We start from the raw sequence: 16,075 nt of genomic DNA on the forward strand, positions 1-16,075 counted from the left end.
GTACCACTTTGAAAAAAATTACATGGTACGCTTTCACGTATAATTAACTCTTAATTGAAGGTGTTCCTATGGCCAAGCAATTAATCGTGAAAATACCTGAAATCATACAACAAAGAGGAATATCGTTACGTGAACTTTCTCGCTTAACGGATATCAGACACGCCGCATTAAGCGAATTAGTTAATGCCAAACGTCAGAATATTAACTTTCAGTACATCGAGCGGATAGCTAAGGTTTTAGAAATAAGCGATATTCGAGAAATCATTGATCTTGTAGACATTAATAAAGAAGCTTAGCGTCTCTCACTGGAGAGTCGCTAAGCTTCTTCTTTCATTCATGACTGGTTCGCGCGGTTGCTCTATTTCTCCACCTTGCGTTCAACTAATCGGATCACGCCCTCTCGAGCCTTCTCTGATACAGCAAGCCACCCATCACGCTTATTCGATTGAATCTTCAGCACTTTAAGTTTATCATCATATTGCCAAGCCTGATTCATGTTGACGATCGTTCCGCGATCCACCCGTAAGTAGCCCAACCCTCGCAGCATTCTGCTCCATTCCTCTACCTTATTCAGTAGACGATATTCTTCATGCTCCGTATGGAAGACAAGCGTTCCGTCAGAGCTTGTTTGTATATAAATGACGTCTCTAGAGACATCAAGCAGCTGAACTGCTCCCTTATTGTCTTTCACCATAATATGCATACAGGCTCCTTCACATCTCAAAAGATCAAGTTTAATTCCACATGTATATGGATATTGCTAGTAATTTACATACGCTATCACGTACCACTACGAAAAATATTATATGGTAGGCTTTCGCGTATAGTCAATCCTTAATTGAAGGTGTCCCTATGACAAAAAAAATAATCGTAAAAATACATGAGATCATAAAACAAAGACGAATATCGTTAAGAGAACTGTCTCGCTTAACGGATATCAGACATGCCGCATTAAGCGAATTATCTAATGCTAAACGTCAGAATATTAACTTTCAGCACATCGAGCGGATAGCCGAGGCTTTGGAAATAAGTGATATTCGAGAAATCATTGATCTTGTAGAGATAAATGAAGAAGCTTAGCGATTCTCACTGGAGAGTCGCTAAGCTTCTTTATTTATTCATGACTGGTTCGTGCGGATGGCTACTTCGGTTTCTTCAAATCGCCCGGATATTCTTACAGATCGGGTAGTTCGAGCATACAGTGACCATGCCCTTGCTGCTCTTCCTTTTAATCATGATACTGCCACAATCAACACATAAATCATCTTTCTTCTGCAAAGGCGCTGAGGATTTTGTAGTAGCCTCTTGCTGTGGCGACGTCTGCTTCTGCGGCGTATTCATCTTAAGCATCATTTCAATGAGCTCATTGCGAGCAATTAATCGAACTCCATTCGACTTAGCAAGTGTATATGCCTGATCGGTGTAGTTGCTGTTCGTAATTACCCATGCTTCTGATGCTCCGTAATGGGCTTTTCCAGCCTGTACCTGCTGCACGGCCTCGAGCCCCACATTTCCCGTGTAGCGTTTAGCCTGTACGGCAATCTTCCTCCCTTGCTTAGTAAGGAGAAGATCTACACCGTAATCACCTGCGGCCTGCGTGACTTCTGTGTGGTATCCCTGGGCACGAAACATGTGACCCAGGTAATGCTCAAACTTACGGCCATCCATCTTATCGACCTCAGCTATGCCAGATCGTTTTAGTCGTTCGGATTTAAGCATTCCGATGAAGATAATAATGCCTACACCGGCAGCGAAAACCAGTCCTGCAGCAAGTCCAGCCGCCGCGAAAGATTGGGTAGATGAGAAAGTTGAAAAAAACGCGCCCACCATCACCAGCATGATTAGCGCCGCCACAGGATCTTCTTTTTTCTTCCGTCTTCGTCTCTTTGCCATGAATATCGCCCCTCTGATGATAATAATAAGATATATCGGTACTAAATAAGGTAAACATTACCTGGTCGAACGGATATTTCTGCTTCTTAACCCAAACAAAGAGGAATTTCATTAAGTAAACTCTCTCGCTTAACCAATATAAGACATGCCGCATGAGCCAATTATTCGAGAAATCATTGATCTTGTTGAAATCAAAATGGAAGCTTAGCCATTCTCGCTTGAGAATCGCCAAGCTTCCTTTTGCATTTACCGGAATCTCAATCCTCTTCCGGATCGTTCTCGGATCTCCAAGAGGGATAAAAATAGCCGAGATAACAAGTCGAATCGTAAAAGCAGTATTGATACCGAGGAATAGGTTAATTGAAGCAGGGCAACGCGAAGAAACCAAAGGCGTGGGTGTTTATTTTTTGTTCGGACAATCAGATGATGATGCCAAACCATCTGTTTATATTGGGGAAGCAGAGGATTGCTACACACGTCTTAAACAGCATCACAAGGAAAAGGATTTCTGGGAAACAGCCGTCGTAATAACAACAAGCAATAATACGTTCACGAAGGCTCATATCAAATACCTGGAGTGGTTTTGCTTTGAACAATGCAAGGTGATAGGTCGCTATAAAATGCAACAAACGATACCGACCAAGTCGTATATTCCTGAGCATGTTATAGCAGACCTAATGGACATGTTTGATACCTTAAAGATCCTTTTGGCTACGCTTGGCTATAATATTTTCGAGGAAATTCGCGATGCGTCAGGAAACCGTTCTGTATCCAAAGAGAGCATTTTTTATTGCCGGGGCAAGGGTATCGAGGCCAGTGGAGAATTTACCGATGAAGGGTTCGTCGTGTTTAAGAATTCACAAATGGCTGCGGAAACAGCGCCTAGCATGAAAACATATCTAGAATTAAGAAATAAATTAATTCTCGATGGTTTGGTTGTAAAAAAAGATGCCGTTTATATTCTTCAATCCGATTATGTTTTTAAATCACCTAGCGCTGCAAGTGGTGTTATATTAGGCAGACCTTCGAATGGATGGACAGATTGGAAAGACAGAGATGGTCGGACCCTCGATGAAATTAAGCGTAAGAGCGTTTAGTTAGATACCTCATAAAAAATTGCCTTGGCATCATGTCTCAAGCCCAAAAAGACACCTCGGAAGGTGTCTTTTCTAGCTTCTTAAGCGTATCTGCTACAGTTCTTCATTCGCCCTTCCCCTCAATCGCCGTTACCCGACTCGCCAAATCCACCTGTTCATGATCAAGCATAACGCGGATCGATCCCGTACGCCGCTTCTCCCGCCAAGCTTCAAGCTCCTCTTCCGTACGGAGCTTGAGCTCGGCGATCTCAACTGCCCGGTCGAACACATACTTCGACGTACACAGCAGCTTATGAATTCCCCGACCTCCAGGCCGAATCGGCGCTGGACGCTTCGTCCATTGCTCGACCGTAAACTTCACATAGAGCTTCTCTTCGGTCCCTCGTCGAGGAGGGATCTCTTCGATCTCTTGTCGTCTCACGACCTTCCAATCCCGGATCCGACCATACCAGTGCACGCCCGATTCCAGGCCTTGCGACTGAAACTTCCCGATCGACTGGTAAAGTGCCACGTATTCCAGCTCCGAAAGCACCGTATGATTCGTAAAATTCTCCAACGGCACATGGTAGAAGCCATGCCGAAGGGCCGCATCAAGCTGCTCGACTTGACGCAAAGAACCGACAAGCATGTTCTGCCCGGCAAGCTTGTCCTTATAGTACGTCTTCGTTCCCCGCGGTCGCATCGAACGCTCGTAAGCCTTCTCCGGACTATCCTGGACAATCTCGTCCAAGAACGCCTCCATCAGCGTCGTTGCATTCGGCAGGAACGGAAAAGCTCCCACGTTCACAAGCTCGATGCTCTTATAGAACTTATGATCTTTGAACTGCTCCTCGTCATGATATGGAAAAAGCACATACGCCCCGAACATGCTTCGCTCCAGCTCTTGCTCGACCTTATCGGCATAAACAATCGCATCCCGATAACGGTGCATCGTATTGATATCCGACTCCTCCGGTCCCGGCGTCCCGTACATGGTACGGTAAGGCGTATCTTCATACGCCGGGTTCAGTCGGTACTTGGCATCGAAGATATAGTTGTATACCGAAGTTGAATCGTTCTTCTTCAGCGTCAGGACATTGTCCGGTCGCTGCGAGACCGTCGGCGACTTCTCCCCACTCGGCAGTGTGTTGTAATAGAGCGTGAATTCCTCGCCGTTCGTCGGATTCCGGTACACCATCTTCGCCTTCTGTGTCTTATCCAGTGTCACGAACACGCCTGTCCGGTTGACCTTGATGATATCCTGCTTGACGAGCTCGTACTTTCGGCTAAGCAGATCATGAATTTTCAAGAAGCACCAATATTCATAGAGCTGCGCTAGATCCTTCATCGATAGGCGGAACAAATCCCCTTGAATGGACAGCCCCTTCATTAACATGAGGTAGTTGCGATACACTTCCCGGTAGCCCGGCGCCATCTGGAGAACAAGCGTCACCGATAACTGCCGCATATCGCGCACCTGCAGAAAATCCAGCGCCAACAGCCTGCCAAGCTGCTTGCCCATCTCCTCTAGCTTCCGGGCCAGGAGCGGATCTTGAAGGCGTCCCTTGTCCGTTAATCGCACTTTCAAGTCCTTTAGTTTCTTCGCAATCCGCAGCAGCACCCACCGTACGAACCGATTCTCGTTCGTATCGAAGTCGACATGCCGCTTCGTCTCTATCGCGTGGCTCGGCAGATACCGCTCACCCTTCAGTGCAATGACACCGCGTTGATCATCTCGCACGAGCAGATGCGGTCTTTTCGCCAGAAACGCTATGTTGGATTTACCCGGCTTCTTCACCTTTCCCGCTTCCACGATTCGGTTCTCTACCTGATGCTTGGCATGCGGCGAGCTTTGAATCCGTTCCACGGCTTGTACCAGTTGGCCGAATACATGCTGCAGAATCGAGAAGAACTCCGTCAAGCTCTGATGCTTAGTCTCCCGGAGGCCCGTCAGATTGTACGTCTTACGCAGAAAATCGAACGAGAGATTATAGATCTGCTGGTTCACATCGTTCAAAATCATCTGGTAGTCCTGCTTGTAATCCAACTTCACCGGAAAAATCTCCAGCTGCAACTGAAGAACCGTCTGTCCATTCAGTCGAAGTTCCAGGTCCGTCAAGCCAACCTCGTTCTGGAAGTTAAGGACACCGGATAGAATCCGGCTGCCTAGTGGCTTCACCGCTTGCCGCACATGCACGTTCTCGTGGTAGAAGGTGAGCGGAAGCTCCTCTTTCTTCTCGACGACGAGCTCGTATGCCTGCGTTTCGTAAAAGAACGGATACACGGAATCGCCCGTTTGCCAAGGCACAAGCTGCCGCGTCTCCGGATGAAAGAGTAGCATTCGTTCGATCTGAACTCCGGCACCCGGAGCCGAGATCTGGAGCTGCGCGGGCATCAATTGATGATCAGCCGTACGGTGAAGACGCAACGTATCCACCGTCGGATGATACGGCTTGCCCTGAATAAACACATTGAACCGATTCGTCTCGATACGAAGTAGCTCTACGCTCGCGTTAGGAGAGCCAGTAGGATGTGAATCCATCTTCCTCCAACCTCCGCAGCATGAAAGCAAGCTTGCGCGCGCTGAACGGATACTTGGCCGTTTCTTCGGACGTCGACCAAGAGCTCCATTTCAAATACAGCTCGCTTGCATCATCGAGATAGTCTTGCAGCGGCAGATTTCGGCCAAGCGCTACCTGCATCAGCTGGAGCAGGACCCGTTTCACAGAAGAAGAGCTCCCTTGCACGCGCGGCAAAATCTTTTGCAGCAATTGAAGGTCGAACGCTTCGTCCTCGCTCATCAGCCCAAACTGCTGATTGTAAATCATATAGAAGCAGACTGCATCGCGGATGCGGAAGCCGACATGCGCATGCACCTGTTCAAGGATACCGTTCACGCGGACGAGTTGCGAGGTAACCTTCTTCGTAAGCTCCTCGTGCTCGGCGTAGGCATCGATCAGCTGGAGGAACTCGCTCCGCAGGAATGCATTTGTCGCACGTCCCGCGTCGGGTTCATCTTGCGACTCCGCCGTCTCCGGGAATTGCTCGAGATTGATATAGTTGAACTCGATCGTATTCGCGCGGTCGAGGACCTTTTTGCTGAAGGGATGCGTCGTTTCGTCCATGTTCACCGTGCCGATCAAGTACACATTATCCGGTAACGCCAATCCGCCATATAGAGGCTGGTCATCCGGAGCGAGACTATTCGCCTCGATCAAAGGCACAGTGATAATCCGATCCCCGCGCCATTCCTGTGTCTCAATGACACTGAGCAGATCGCTGAAATAGTGCTCCACCCGTGCCAGATTCATCTCATCCAAGCAGATAAAATACGGCTTGTGCCGGTTACGCTCCTCCGCCGCTACCGCTAACACTTCGGCTAATTTGCCGGGACGAAATGCCCCCGTCAGATCCTTGTAGCCGAGCAGATCCGAAGGATCGCTCCAGTCCGGCCGCACCGGAATGAGCGAGAACTGACCGTTCGCGCTCGTCGCGCCAAGCGCTTCGGCGAAGAGTTTGACGAGCTTCGTTTTGCCCGTTCCGGATACACCAGCCAGGATGGCGAACGGCTTGGTCTTCAGCGAGAGGTAAAAATTCTCGATAAGGCCCGGAGGGAAGTGAAACCCTTTGCTGCGGATGAAGGTTTTGACTGCTTCGATTCGTTCTGGAACGGATAAGTAGTCCACGGGTTCCACCTCGACCGTTTCATGCAGCGGGCTCTGATGCCTCACAATAACGGAATAGCGTTTATAATTATTCACAACATTCTCGAGATCTGCCAAGAGTTGTTCGTCGCTCGGGATATGACCTCGCTCGTATCGAACGGATGCAATCAGCGAGGCTTGATAATCGCTACCAATGCCGGGGGCTAGCGCATCCAGCTCTAAATCCTCTAGAGGCAGCATCTTTCTGATTTCCTGTGCCTTCTCCCTGAGATATTCATGCGCGCCTCGCCGTTTCAAGCGATCAATCGATTCCGTGACTCCTTGAGCCAGGGTTAAGTACACCGCGCTCATATCATCCGCGAATAAATAAACGATGTACTCCCCACTTTGAAGCGTGGCGTTAATACGCTTATCCAAGATCGCAATCCAAGGAACACCGACCCAGTTCCCTTGTCCGATTGAACCTTGGACCTTATATTCGGAATCGATAAAATCCAATGATCGGAGGTACTCCGGGATACGATTCCTGACTAGCGAGCCGACAGGATGATTCGCGAATGGCTGCGTTTTGAAGGTTAGGTAGTTCTCCAAGATATGATCCAAGGCTCCCTGAAGAGAAAAGTTCTCTTGGATCGCGAGTTGGTGATGATAATCGTCCAGTTGCGCCTCAGCATACTCCGTCAATTCCTGTAGCATGGCATCGTCTATCATCGACCAGATATGGCTTTTGAACGTAATCGTATCCCCGTTAGCTTCAAGGATAGCCGACAAGGCATCAATTGGCGTTCGCAGCAACGCCTTGGTCTGCGTTAACGTGAAGGCAGCCCAGCTGTCCGCGACATTGGCTGGCGGAGCATCAACAACCTGCTCCTCCTCGCTCCGGCGCCGGTAATACGCCAAAAACCGCTCAGCCACAGCGCTCAGCGGTAAGAATTGCAGTTTACTTTGCCTGTACTCTTCAATAATGGATTGAATGAGTACCATCTTGTACGATTTTTGCTTATTACGGAAGATCGTAGCCAGTTCGACGGGTAATGTCATAATATTTCGCTCCATATTGGGAAATATGCTTGCCAAAATGTCCGCTATCCCTACCATCCATTCTAATCTTGATGGTAGGGAAGAGGGAATTTCTCCTTCCCTCTTCTAGGTTGGACCCATTGTCTTGTCCGGCACCAGCAGAACAACTTATGACATCACTTGCGCTGATTTCGCGCAAATTGCGGAACGCCAGTCTCCAATTTGAGTCGATCCGAATCCTTTGCGGATAGCCACTAAGCAACAAGTGTCTGGAACTCAACCATTCTGTAAGACCTTATTCCATTGGCTTGATCTTGTTCTCGATAAATGCAACCTCTTTCTCGTTCAAGCCATACTTGGCGTAAAGCTGACGGTCGATGCCGGGGATGGACTGTGTCCAGTCGATGTCGCTCTGCGGCGTGAAGTCTTGGAGCGGAACTTTAGCCCACTTTTCCCTCGTGTTATCTGCTGTTACTTTTAATATGCTTAACAGAACACGAGCGAATTTCGTCATAATATACTTCGCTAAGTTTTCAGCTTCAATCTTATCATCATATCTGCCTATCGTAATAAATGTCTCAGTCGCACCAATTTTTTTGTCTGCTACAAATGGGGAACCAACAATAGTGCCATTTTTCAAAGCTGCACCATTGGCTTTGGAAATAAAGACTTTGTATCGTTCAAAACTCCCAGGGCAGTCCGTGTATTCCCTCTTAAACCACTTATAACCACGTTCACTACCAACACGACCATAAATGCGGAGATACTCATATTTATCGTCTGGCATCATATCAGTAAACAAACCTGGCAAACTATCAAATGCATTTGTAGAGATTCTGCGGTCGGAAATACGTTTCATCTCCTGGGGATAATCTTGATAGATCTTATCTGAAAATCTGTATTGCCCTCGATTTTCAATTATTGTATCTAAGGTAATCTCATTATATCTAGCAACTTTTTCGACAATAGAGTTTAATTCTGAATCATATGTGAATGTGCCAATTTTATCGAAGTTTTTACTGACATCACGATGAACAATAGCAATGCCTCCCATAATGCTAGTGTTAGGGAATACCCTTGCTGATTCTTGCTCGTAATATAGAACTTTTAGGTGGTCATCGTTTAGCATTTTCTCATTCCAGTTTTTGTTCGTTCCTCCCGCATTGAATAGAAATCTCGCTGGAGAAACTAATGCATATTTCGGTGCGATTTGCTCTGCCAAATTGTAAAAATACGGATATATAGGTAGGTCTTTTGTACTTATCCCTACCGCTTCCTCTTGATACGGCGGATTCCCCACCACGCAATCGAATTTCATCCCAATCGTTCCTCCTGATTTTGCTGTCTCGGTCAAGTCGCGGCACTCAAGATGCGAATTGTCAATGTCCGGGAAGCCGCCGAAGACGAAGTTGCGCGCTATGCGGTATATTATCTCGCTAGGCGCGAAGCCGTAGACCTGATGCTCCAGAATGTGCTTCAACCGCGCGGCCTTGTTGGGGATTGCGCTTTCAAGCCCGATGTATAGCCGCTTGACGATCTCAGCTAAGTAAAGCCCTGACTTCACATACAAGTCCGCAAAGGTCTTGCCCTTGTCGGTAAAGATGTCAGGGTTCTCCTCCTCCAGTTTGTCAATCATCATCTTCACGACCTTCTTGGGCGTGTAGATCTGATTGGTTCTCTGCGGCGGGATATAGTCGAAAATGTCCTCCGTCTGGCTATCGTCGAAGTAGTTCGCCAGTTCTTCCTTCTTGTGCAGGAACTCCTGAACGGATTCGTCAAAAACAACCGCATCAAAGAATTGGTATGTGTCACGCAAAGCGCGGAATTGGTCAAGCGTGATACCTGTAACCTCTTTGAACACACTGTCGGTGATGTTGCCGTCAAAGTTGGCGAGGGTCGTGTCCGGCTCGCCGTATGCCATAAGGAACGACGGAATCGTGCGGGCAAACCCGCGCAAACGGGCGCGGATGTCGTCTTCAACCGTGGTTTTCTTTTTCTCCTCCGCTTTTTGAAGGATTTCCTCGGTAGATTTCTGCGTCAGTTCCTCTGTCTTCTCCGCAACCTTACCGGCGAGGTCTTGTTGCAAGGTTTCGGCGATTTCCTGTTTTGCAGCTTCATACCGTGCCCTGGCTTCAACTACAGCAAGAGTATCATTTGAGGCGGTAGCCGCCTCTTTTTCTTTAACATATGTGGCTGTCACCTCGGCTCCACGGATTTCAGCCTGCTTTTTGACCATCTCTACTTCCCGGGCGAGGACGTTGGCGTTCTGCTTCACGATCAGCTCAGCTTGGGCTGCGGTTACGGAACTCTCCTTGGCGATTTCTTTCACAGTATCTAAGATGCCGTTAGTGAAGGCTGTCGTTACGGCGCTTGTCAGTGATGATGACGGCTGTTCTGCTGCTTGCTCGGCGACTGCCGTCACATCTGCATAGACCTTTTCACCGAAACGCGCGCCCGTCATCGCAACGACAAGGACGGGGTCAACAACCGCATTGCCGTCATCGTCCACTTTCACATTACTCATGTCAATAGTACTGCTCGTTTGAGTGGGTACGACCTTGCCCGGCGCGACGGGGTTAAGCTGTTCCAGAATCTCACGTGCCTCGGTGGAGGCGAAGATGCCAGAGATGTTCTGGAATAGCAGATTAGACATGAAGCCACGCTTGACGACTTCCTGAGCCTTGATGGTCTTCGGAATCGTCAGAACCTGTCTTACGTCCAGTTCGATCATCTTGCCTTCATCGTCTTCAGCGATTACGGGGAAGAAATTCAGTAGTTTACGAATATTTTCTTCGCGGTCGGTCGTTGTGCCACATCCGCCCGCCGCCGTGCTGTTCAGGTTGTTGGCAAACTCGTCGTAGATGATGAGCGTCCGCGCAGGTGCGAAGTCAAAGACATAGGCGTTCTGCTTGCGGTGCTTCTCGCCATCAACATCATAGTTCCATGCATTTTGCGCGCGGAATGCCGCTTGCATATAAAGACTCGGCGATTTCAGGTTGGAGAGCATCATCACGGCAGTCCATTCGGGAACGGTCACGCCCGTAGTCAGTTGTCCGACTGAAAGCGTGATCGTCCTATCGTGGGCTTTGATTGCCGCTCGAACCCGGTCAAGCGATTTCTGTGTTGCGACGGAGTCGTCCTCGTCGGTTCTACCGTCCCCGGCAGCTAATATAACCTCGTAACGCTCAAACACAGGGTGGTCGCGGAGTAGTTTCTCCAAAGCCTTTGCGCTTGCCACGCGATTCAACAGCCAGAAGGTATGTTGCAGTTCCGCTCTCATTTCGGGCGTCGAGAACGGGTATTTCTCGTTACGCGTTAAGGTGTCAAGCCACTTCCGGACCTCGGCTTCGTGTATGAACTTACCGTTACCTCCCGTGGCGAAAAACTCATTCAAATCAAAGGCAAAGTCGATGTCTTTGCCGTCGATCTTCGCGCCCTTGTTTACCTCATCGGTGATCATCTGGCTCGTTTGGTAGGAAAACAGATTCAAGCGCGGCAGTCCCTCGTAGGGATTATTTTCCTCGCCCTCTTCCGACCATGTCGCTTTAGCATCTTGCTCGTCGGCGTAGGTCCAATTGTAAATCTGCTCCTTGGCAAACTTGCCACTCGCAACCGCTTTGAACGGAGTGCCGGAGAGGTGCAGAGTGAATTGGCGGGCGATGTTGTTAAAGGCGACATCAGTCTTGAACGTATCAACGCCCTCGTGTGCTTCGTCTATGACGATCAAGTCCCACGTCAGACCTTTGACCCATTTCAGTTTGTCATGGTAGCCGCCGAAGCTGATCGCACCTTTCAAATCTTGCAGCGAGATGAATGCGATACAGCCCGCGTGGTCGCCTTCAGGCTTTCCGATGTTTTCGGAAACGAATTGCTCACGGGTAAACACTGGACGTTCCTTCAATGTATCGGCCGTGGAAACAAAACGGTAATTCGTCTTCCAAGCGATATAGGTCTCAAAATCGTCAAACCACGAATTAGCGATTGCCGGGCGATTCGTGACAATCAAGACATTCTGCGCTCCCATACGGCGGGCAAGGTCATAGGTCGTGAGCGTTTTGCCGAAACGTGGCTTTGCGTTCCAAAGGAACTCGCCGCCTGCGTGCGTCGCGGCGTAGTCAAGTGTCATCTGAACAGCCGCTTCCTGTTCGGCACGAAGTTGATATCCGATCTCCCTCCCGACTTGGTTGTGTTTCTTGTGTCGGAACTCATCGAAGTCAGCGTGAGCCTGTTCGGGAGTACCATTGTAATAGAACCACTCCGTATTGGGACGTTGTTCTATTCGCTTGAACCTACGCAGATAGTTGTGAAGTTGCTTATCAAAGAACCACTCGTCTGAGCCGTGAAATTTTGCTGGTTCAGACCAAAGCTTTGAATAGGCAATACCCGCTGTGTGTGTCTGCTGCCGGATACGCTCGTCTACGCTTCTGCGTTCGGTATAGCCGATTTTAACCCAGCCCTCGTTCGGCTTATATTCAGGAAGAACATACGCGTAAATTTGAGGGTAGACTGTTTTTGTTGTTTTGATGATTGTGTTTTCGTTCATCCCTTTTGTACCCCCTTATCAAAAAATTCCATTTTATTGGTGTCCCAGTTCATAATTCTGACACGCTTGCCGGGGACGATTATCCATTCCTCTTTTTCGGATTCTTCCATATCGAACAGAGTCAACTGATAATCCTGAACCCGTTCCTTTGTTCCAGACAACGGAACGTTATAGGTAAGCCCGTCCATCTGGAATAGGTTATAACTGATGATTGTGGCGATACCCTCAAACAGCCCGTAAGTAGGAGGTTCTCCCCATTTATCTATGTAGTAGTCACGGTATGTGTATAGTAAGTTCTCGCGGGCGAGGAGAAGTGAATCTCCATTCCACTCAAATCCATAGCTTGTCTTGTATGCCAACTCGACTAATCGCTGCCACTCGGCTTTGTCGATCACCTCGGCGTTGATCCTAGCGAGTTTGCGGTCAGTGAAGCCTTGTCGCTCCGCAAGTGGTATTATCACACCGGTTCCCATATCATAGCGTGTTGCCATGTACGGGGCCTCTCCGCAGGTTATCTCCAACCATTTGCGGCGGGTATATGTTTCCAGGTCGTCGGTTTTATAATCAGCGTCAACGGCATCATTTTGAATTTTCACTATCCAGGTCGGGGTGAATACCTCGGCTTTTGTTTTTGTGCGTTTCTTTTGCAGTTCGGCGGTCTTCAGAGCTCGCGGCATGATCAACTTGCCATGCCTGCCTGTGATAAGTTCCGGGCGTATCTGAGCTGTAGCCGCATACGCTTCAGTGCCATATTTTTTATAGTTGTCATTCGCCCAGATGATATTCTGTGTGCGTTTGATAGATGAGGTTGTCCTGTCAAGCAACAGAATTTCGAGGATATGCGGCATCTGTGTATGGATGTCCTCTTCCATGACATCCGGCAATGATATATCGCTTGTTTCTGCTATGTCCTGCATTACGTCGCACCTCCCACTTCATTTTAGCATAATCTCATCTTCCCGTATCGAAACAAACGCGCCCCGAAATAATCGGACAGCCGCGAAGTTCTGTGGTCTTGATTTTGCTTAAAAATCACATTCATCTAACCCCAAAGTATGGCCTGATATATAACTGCAAATTTTTCCTGACGCTGCACAGCTACTTATGATAAGGTTAACCGCAATTAATCTTCAACATAGCTCCCGTTAGAATTCCTGTAAAACGAATAATTTGGCGTTTGAACAAAAACGAGCGCCTCGGTACGATGGGGTTACGCACGAGGTCAAAAGCCTCAAAAAGCCCATCAGGAGGTCGCTCTACTATGAATTTTAAAACACAGGATAAGCAAAATCAACGCATTGAAAACATTACCGTTTCTCACCTTGTCGTCGGCGTAGATATCGCCCAGGAAGTTCATGTGGCCCGCGCCGTTAGCTTCCGAGGCATTACACTGGGAACTCCACTCGAGTTCGGTAACCACCGTGAAGGATTCATGTTGTTCGAACGTTGGATTCAGGATCTGCTCAAAACCCACAAGCTGAGCAACGTCATCATTGGCATGGAGCCCACTGGCCACTACTGGTTCAACCTAGCTCGATGGCTTGTCGCTCAAAGCATGGAAGTTGTTCTGGTTAACCCCCACCTCGTCAAAAAGAACAAGGAAAACCGAGACAACACCCCGTCTAAAAGCGATCGCAAGGATGCTCTCGTCATTGCAGATATGATCAAAAACGGGTATTACTCACCCGTTCGTTTCCATCCGGAAGCCTACGAGGAACTGCGCATTCTCATGGCAAACCGAGAGACGGTTACCAAACGACTTAACAGCGCGGTTAATCAGCTTCATCGCTGGGTAGACATTGTCTTTCCCGAGCTCCGTCAGGTCTTTAAAATCCTTACCTGCACCAGTGCAATCGCAACGCTTAGAACCTTTCCTCTGCCGAGTGAAATCAGTCGGTTAAGCACGGAACAGATCCTCGACGGTTGGAAGCAATACGTGAAGCGCCATGCTGGCGTAAAACGTGCTGAGTTGCTCATTTCACTTGCAAAATCTAGCGTTGGCACCACCAAGGCACTCCATGCTTACAAACTTCATCTGGAACAGTTGCTTGAAGAATACGACCTGGCCCAGCGCCAACTTGAACAGATTGAACGCGAGCTCCATCTCATTCTTGAACACATTCCTTACGCACAGAAGCTGCTTGAAATACGGGGCGTGAGTGCAACGAGTTTAGCTGGTGTGCTTGGTGAGGCCGGTGATTTAAGTGGCTATTCGCACGGCAATGCGTTGCTTCGACATGCCGGGTTGAATCTAGCTGAGGCGAGTTCGGGGAAGTGGCGAGGCAAGCTGGTTCTTAGCAAACGAGGTCGGCCACGTCTGCGCCATTTCCTCTATCTCATGACGATGTGTATGGTCATGACAAACCCGGAAATCAGGGCTTTGCACCGTTACAACGTGGAGAAAAAGAACCTGAAGAAGATGAAATCCATCATGAAGTTATGTAGTAAAGTAGCGCGTTTGCTAGTCGGTTTAGCAAAAAGCAGTGAGACTTACGATTCAACTCGAGTTTTCTCTCAGGCAGCTTAAGATCGCTCGAATCCTCACCAGCTCATGCATTCGCAGGATGACAAGAAGCACGGAGTATCGGGAGACGTTACGCAAAAGGGCTCGGACCCGTTCCGTTAGAAAAACCGACCTCCACCCCTTAGTTAGATGTGACGAAGGAATGAAAGGGCTATGACCCGTTGAGACATGGGAGCGAGAATCGCTAAGGCGAAGTGGAGACGTGCGTAAATGGAACAATGTGGGTGAAGCTTTCCTCACCTTTATTTACGAATGCCCTTTTCATTTCATCCGAGCAATAAGCTCCAGCATATCTTCTTCTTTCATTCTCATCTAAGGGTGAAATCCTGCGAATTCATGAGTCTGAGTGAGGAAACTGAATCATTTCGAGGGAGCATAACTAATATCAACAACAAAGTTTAATAGCATTATGTACATAAATAAAAAAGACAGTTAAGGCTTCTCAATGCCCTAACTGTCTTTTTACTAACTAAACCATACTGGAGTGCTACGATAAAAATGCAGTCGAATAACACCCTCGTATGAAAACCTCCATGGCGACAACGCGCATATCGGGAGCGGACGCGCTTATGCATCCGCCGACGTGTAGGCGTCAGAAGCAGGTTGAAAGTCATTTTTGTCTTGGAAATTACTTTAGATTTTTGATAACCGAGTATGCGCCTGAATAATGGACAAACAGAATCTCATAGTATGGGCTAAGTAAGTTACTTTTAGTAAAGGAATATTCATAACATAACCTCAACAACTATCTATTTTCATGTAATGTTGCCCATTAAGATAAATTAAATACATGTAATGTATTACCATAGAGTTTAGTCTTTAATGGCTCTCCCTTTGTTTTTCGTCCTATTTGTGATACGGTTCTCCGTAACATCTATAGAGCGAAATTCATTTTAAATAGGGGTGCGAATTAAGTCGCTCGCCTTGGAAAGGCAATTGCTAATTTTCAGTAGAAAAGTTTGAAGTTCTGTCCTCCCTGATTAACTTATCCATTCTTTGGCGCTCAAAATATTTCACAATACTATGTGAAAGTGCAGAATAATTATTCCTTGAAGAAGTTGTAATAGACAACATTTTTGCAAGATTCAGTATCGCCTTTTTGGATTGAAAATCTTCACTTTCCTGAAGAAACATAGTTAGTTCTTCAGAATTCATCGTTGACATTCTATTAATCAATTCATCTGAAATAACAATGGATTCTTGATCATTTGTAGGCTCATTCGTTTTAGTCAACTTTTCAGCACGAATTATTCTATAAATGTCATCAAGAACAATATCTACTGGCACATTATCATATAAGGCAAGGATATCAGAAGCCTTCCTAAATATCTTTGATAATTTTATTGAATCCACA

General features: G+C 47.6%; 11 protein-coding genes. 4 read left to right on the forward strand and 7 right to left on the reverse strand.

Annotated features, from left to right (window positions below; translation table 11 throughout):
- The first annotated feature begins 68 nt into the window (after positions 1 to 68).
- Positions 69 to 296, forward strand: a complete 228-nt coding sequence (locus GZH47_RS11805; protein ID WP_162640266.1) for a helix-turn-helix domain-containing protein — start codon at positions 69 to 71, stop codon at positions 294 to 296.
- 62 nt (positions 297 to 358) lie between these two features.
- Here GZH47_RS11805 and GZH47_RS11810 read toward each other — a convergent pair whose 3' ends face one another.
- Entirely contained in the window at positions 359 to 694 is a 336-nt protein-coding gene (locus GZH47_RS11810; protein ID WP_162640267.1) for a LytTR family transcriptional regulator DNA-binding domain-containing protein, read from the reverse strand.
- A gap of 158 nt (positions 695 to 852) precedes the next feature.
- On the opposite strand from GZH47_RS11810, the gene GZH47_RS11815 reads away from it, so the two are divergent.
- A complete protein-coding gene (locus tag GZH47_RS11815; protein ID WP_162640268.1) occupies positions 853 to 1,080 on the forward strand; it encodes a helix-turn-helix domain-containing protein in 228 nt (75 codons plus the stop codon).
- A 75-nt stretch (positions 1,081 to 1,155) separates the two neighbouring features.
- Here the strand turns inward: GZH47_RS11815 and GZH47_RS11820 are convergent, their stop codons facing one another.
- Complete coding sequence (locus tag GZH47_RS11820) at positions 1,156 to 1,893, reverse strand: restriction endonuclease (protein WP_162640269.1); 738 nt, start codon at positions 1,891 to 1,893, stop codon at positions 1,156 to 1,158.
- A 152-nt stretch (positions 1,894 to 2,045) separates the two neighbouring features.
- On the opposite strand from GZH47_RS11820, the gene GZH47_RS11825 reads away from it, so the two are divergent.
- Complete coding sequence (locus GZH47_RS11825) at positions 2,046 to 2,990, forward strand: GIY-YIG nuclease family protein (protein ID WP_162640270.1); 945 nt, start codon at positions 2,046 to 2,048, stop codon at positions 2,988 to 2,990.
- A gap of 103 nt (positions 2,991 to 3,093) precedes the next feature.
- Here GZH47_RS11825 and GZH47_RS11830 read toward each other — a convergent pair whose 3' ends face one another.
- From GZH47_RS11830 to GZH47_RS11845, 4 genes are all read right to left on the reverse strand, one after another.
- Complete coding sequence (locus GZH47_RS11830) at positions 3,094 to 5,511, reverse strand: restriction endonuclease-like protein (RefSeq protein WP_162640271.1); 2,418 nt, start codon at positions 5,509 to 5,511, stop codon at positions 3,094 to 3,096.
- Positions 5,483 to 7,675 carry an McrB family protein gene (locus tag GZH47_RS11835; protein ID WP_162640272.1) on the reverse strand — a complete coding sequence of 731 codons (2,193 nt, stop codon included), beginning with the start codon at positions 7,673 to 7,675 and terminating at the stop codon, positions 5,483 to 5,485. The genes GZH47_RS11830 and GZH47_RS11835 overlap by 29 nt, the downstream gene beginning before the upstream one ends.
- A 274-nt stretch (positions 7,676 to 7,949) precedes the next feature.
- Positions 7,950 to 12,197 carry an Eco57I restriction-modification methylase domain-containing protein gene (locus tag GZH47_RS11840; protein ID WP_162640273.1) on the reverse strand — a complete coding sequence of 1,416 codons (4,248 nt, stop codon included), beginning with the start codon at positions 12,195 to 12,197 and terminating at the stop codon, positions 7,950 to 7,952.
- Entirely contained in the window at positions 12,194 to 13,114 is a 921-nt protein-coding gene (locus tag GZH47_RS11845; protein ID WP_162640274.1) for a restriction endonuclease, read from the reverse strand. The genes GZH47_RS11840 and GZH47_RS11845 overlap by 4 nt, the downstream gene beginning before the upstream one ends.
- Positions 13,115 to 13,458: 344 nt before the next feature.
- Between GZH47_RS11845 and GZH47_RS11850 the strand changes: the two genes are divergently transcribed.
- Complete coding sequence (locus GZH47_RS11850; protein ID WP_162640275.1) at positions 13,459 to 14,724, forward strand: IS110 family RNA-guided transposase; 1,266 nt, start codon at positions 13,459 to 13,461, stop codon at positions 14,722 to 14,724.
- A 936-nt stretch (positions 14,725 to 15,660) separates the two neighbouring features.
- Here the strand turns inward: GZH47_RS11850 and GZH47_RS11855 are convergent.
- Positions 15,661 to 16,074, reverse strand: a complete 414-nt coding sequence (locus GZH47_RS11855; protein ID WP_162640276.1) for a hypothetical protein — start codon at positions 16,072 to 16,074, stop codon at positions 15,661 to 15,663.
- Position 16,075 lies beyond the last annotated feature (1 nt).

This window comes from Paenibacillus rhizovicinus (assembly GCF_010365285.1).
Taxonomy (GTDB): Bacteria; Bacillota; Bacilli; order Paenibacillales; family Paenibacillaceae; genus Paenibacillus_Z; species Paenibacillus_Z rhizovicinus.

Excerpts from the sequence above, each read along its gene's own strand:
- GZH47_RS11805 (WP_162640266.1), top strand. The coding sequence starts at position 69 with ATGGCCAAGCAATTAATCGTGAAAATACCTGAAATCATACAACAAAGA.
- GZH47_RS11810 (WP_162640267.1), bottom strand. The coding sequence starts at position 694 with ATGGTGAAAGACAATAAGGGAGCAGTTCAGCTGCTTGATGTCTCTAGA.
- GZH47_RS11815 (WP_162640268.1), top strand. The coding sequence starts at position 853 with ATGACAAAAAAAATAATCGTAAAAATACATGAGATCATAAAACAAAGA.
- GZH47_RS11820 (WP_162640269.1), bottom strand. The coding sequence starts at position 1,893 with ATGGCAAAGAGACGAAGACGGAAGAAAAAAGAAGATCCTGTGGCGGCG.
- GZH47_RS11825 (WP_162640270.1), top strand. The coding sequence starts at position 2,046 with ATGAGCCAATTATTCGAGAAATCATTGATCTTGTTGAAATCAAAATGG.
- GZH47_RS11830 (WP_162640271.1), bottom strand. The coding sequence starts at position 5,511 with ATGGATTCACATCCTACTGGCTCTCCTAACGCGAGCGTAGAGCTACTT.
- GZH47_RS11835 (WP_162640272.1), bottom strand. The coding sequence starts at position 7,675 with ATGACATTACCCGTCGAACTGGCTACGATCTTCCGTAATAAGCAAAAA.
- GZH47_RS11840 (WP_162640273.1), bottom strand. The coding sequence starts at position 12,197 with ATGAACGAAAACACAATCATCAAAACAACAAAAACAGTCTACCCTCAA.
- GZH47_RS11845 (WP_162640274.1), bottom strand. The coding sequence starts at position 13,114 with ATGCAGGACATAGCAGAAACAAGCGATATATCATTGCCGGATGTCATG.
- GZH47_RS11850 (WP_162640275.1), top strand. The coding sequence starts at position 13,459 with ATGAATTTTAAAACACAGGATAAGCAAAATCAACGCATTGAAAACATT.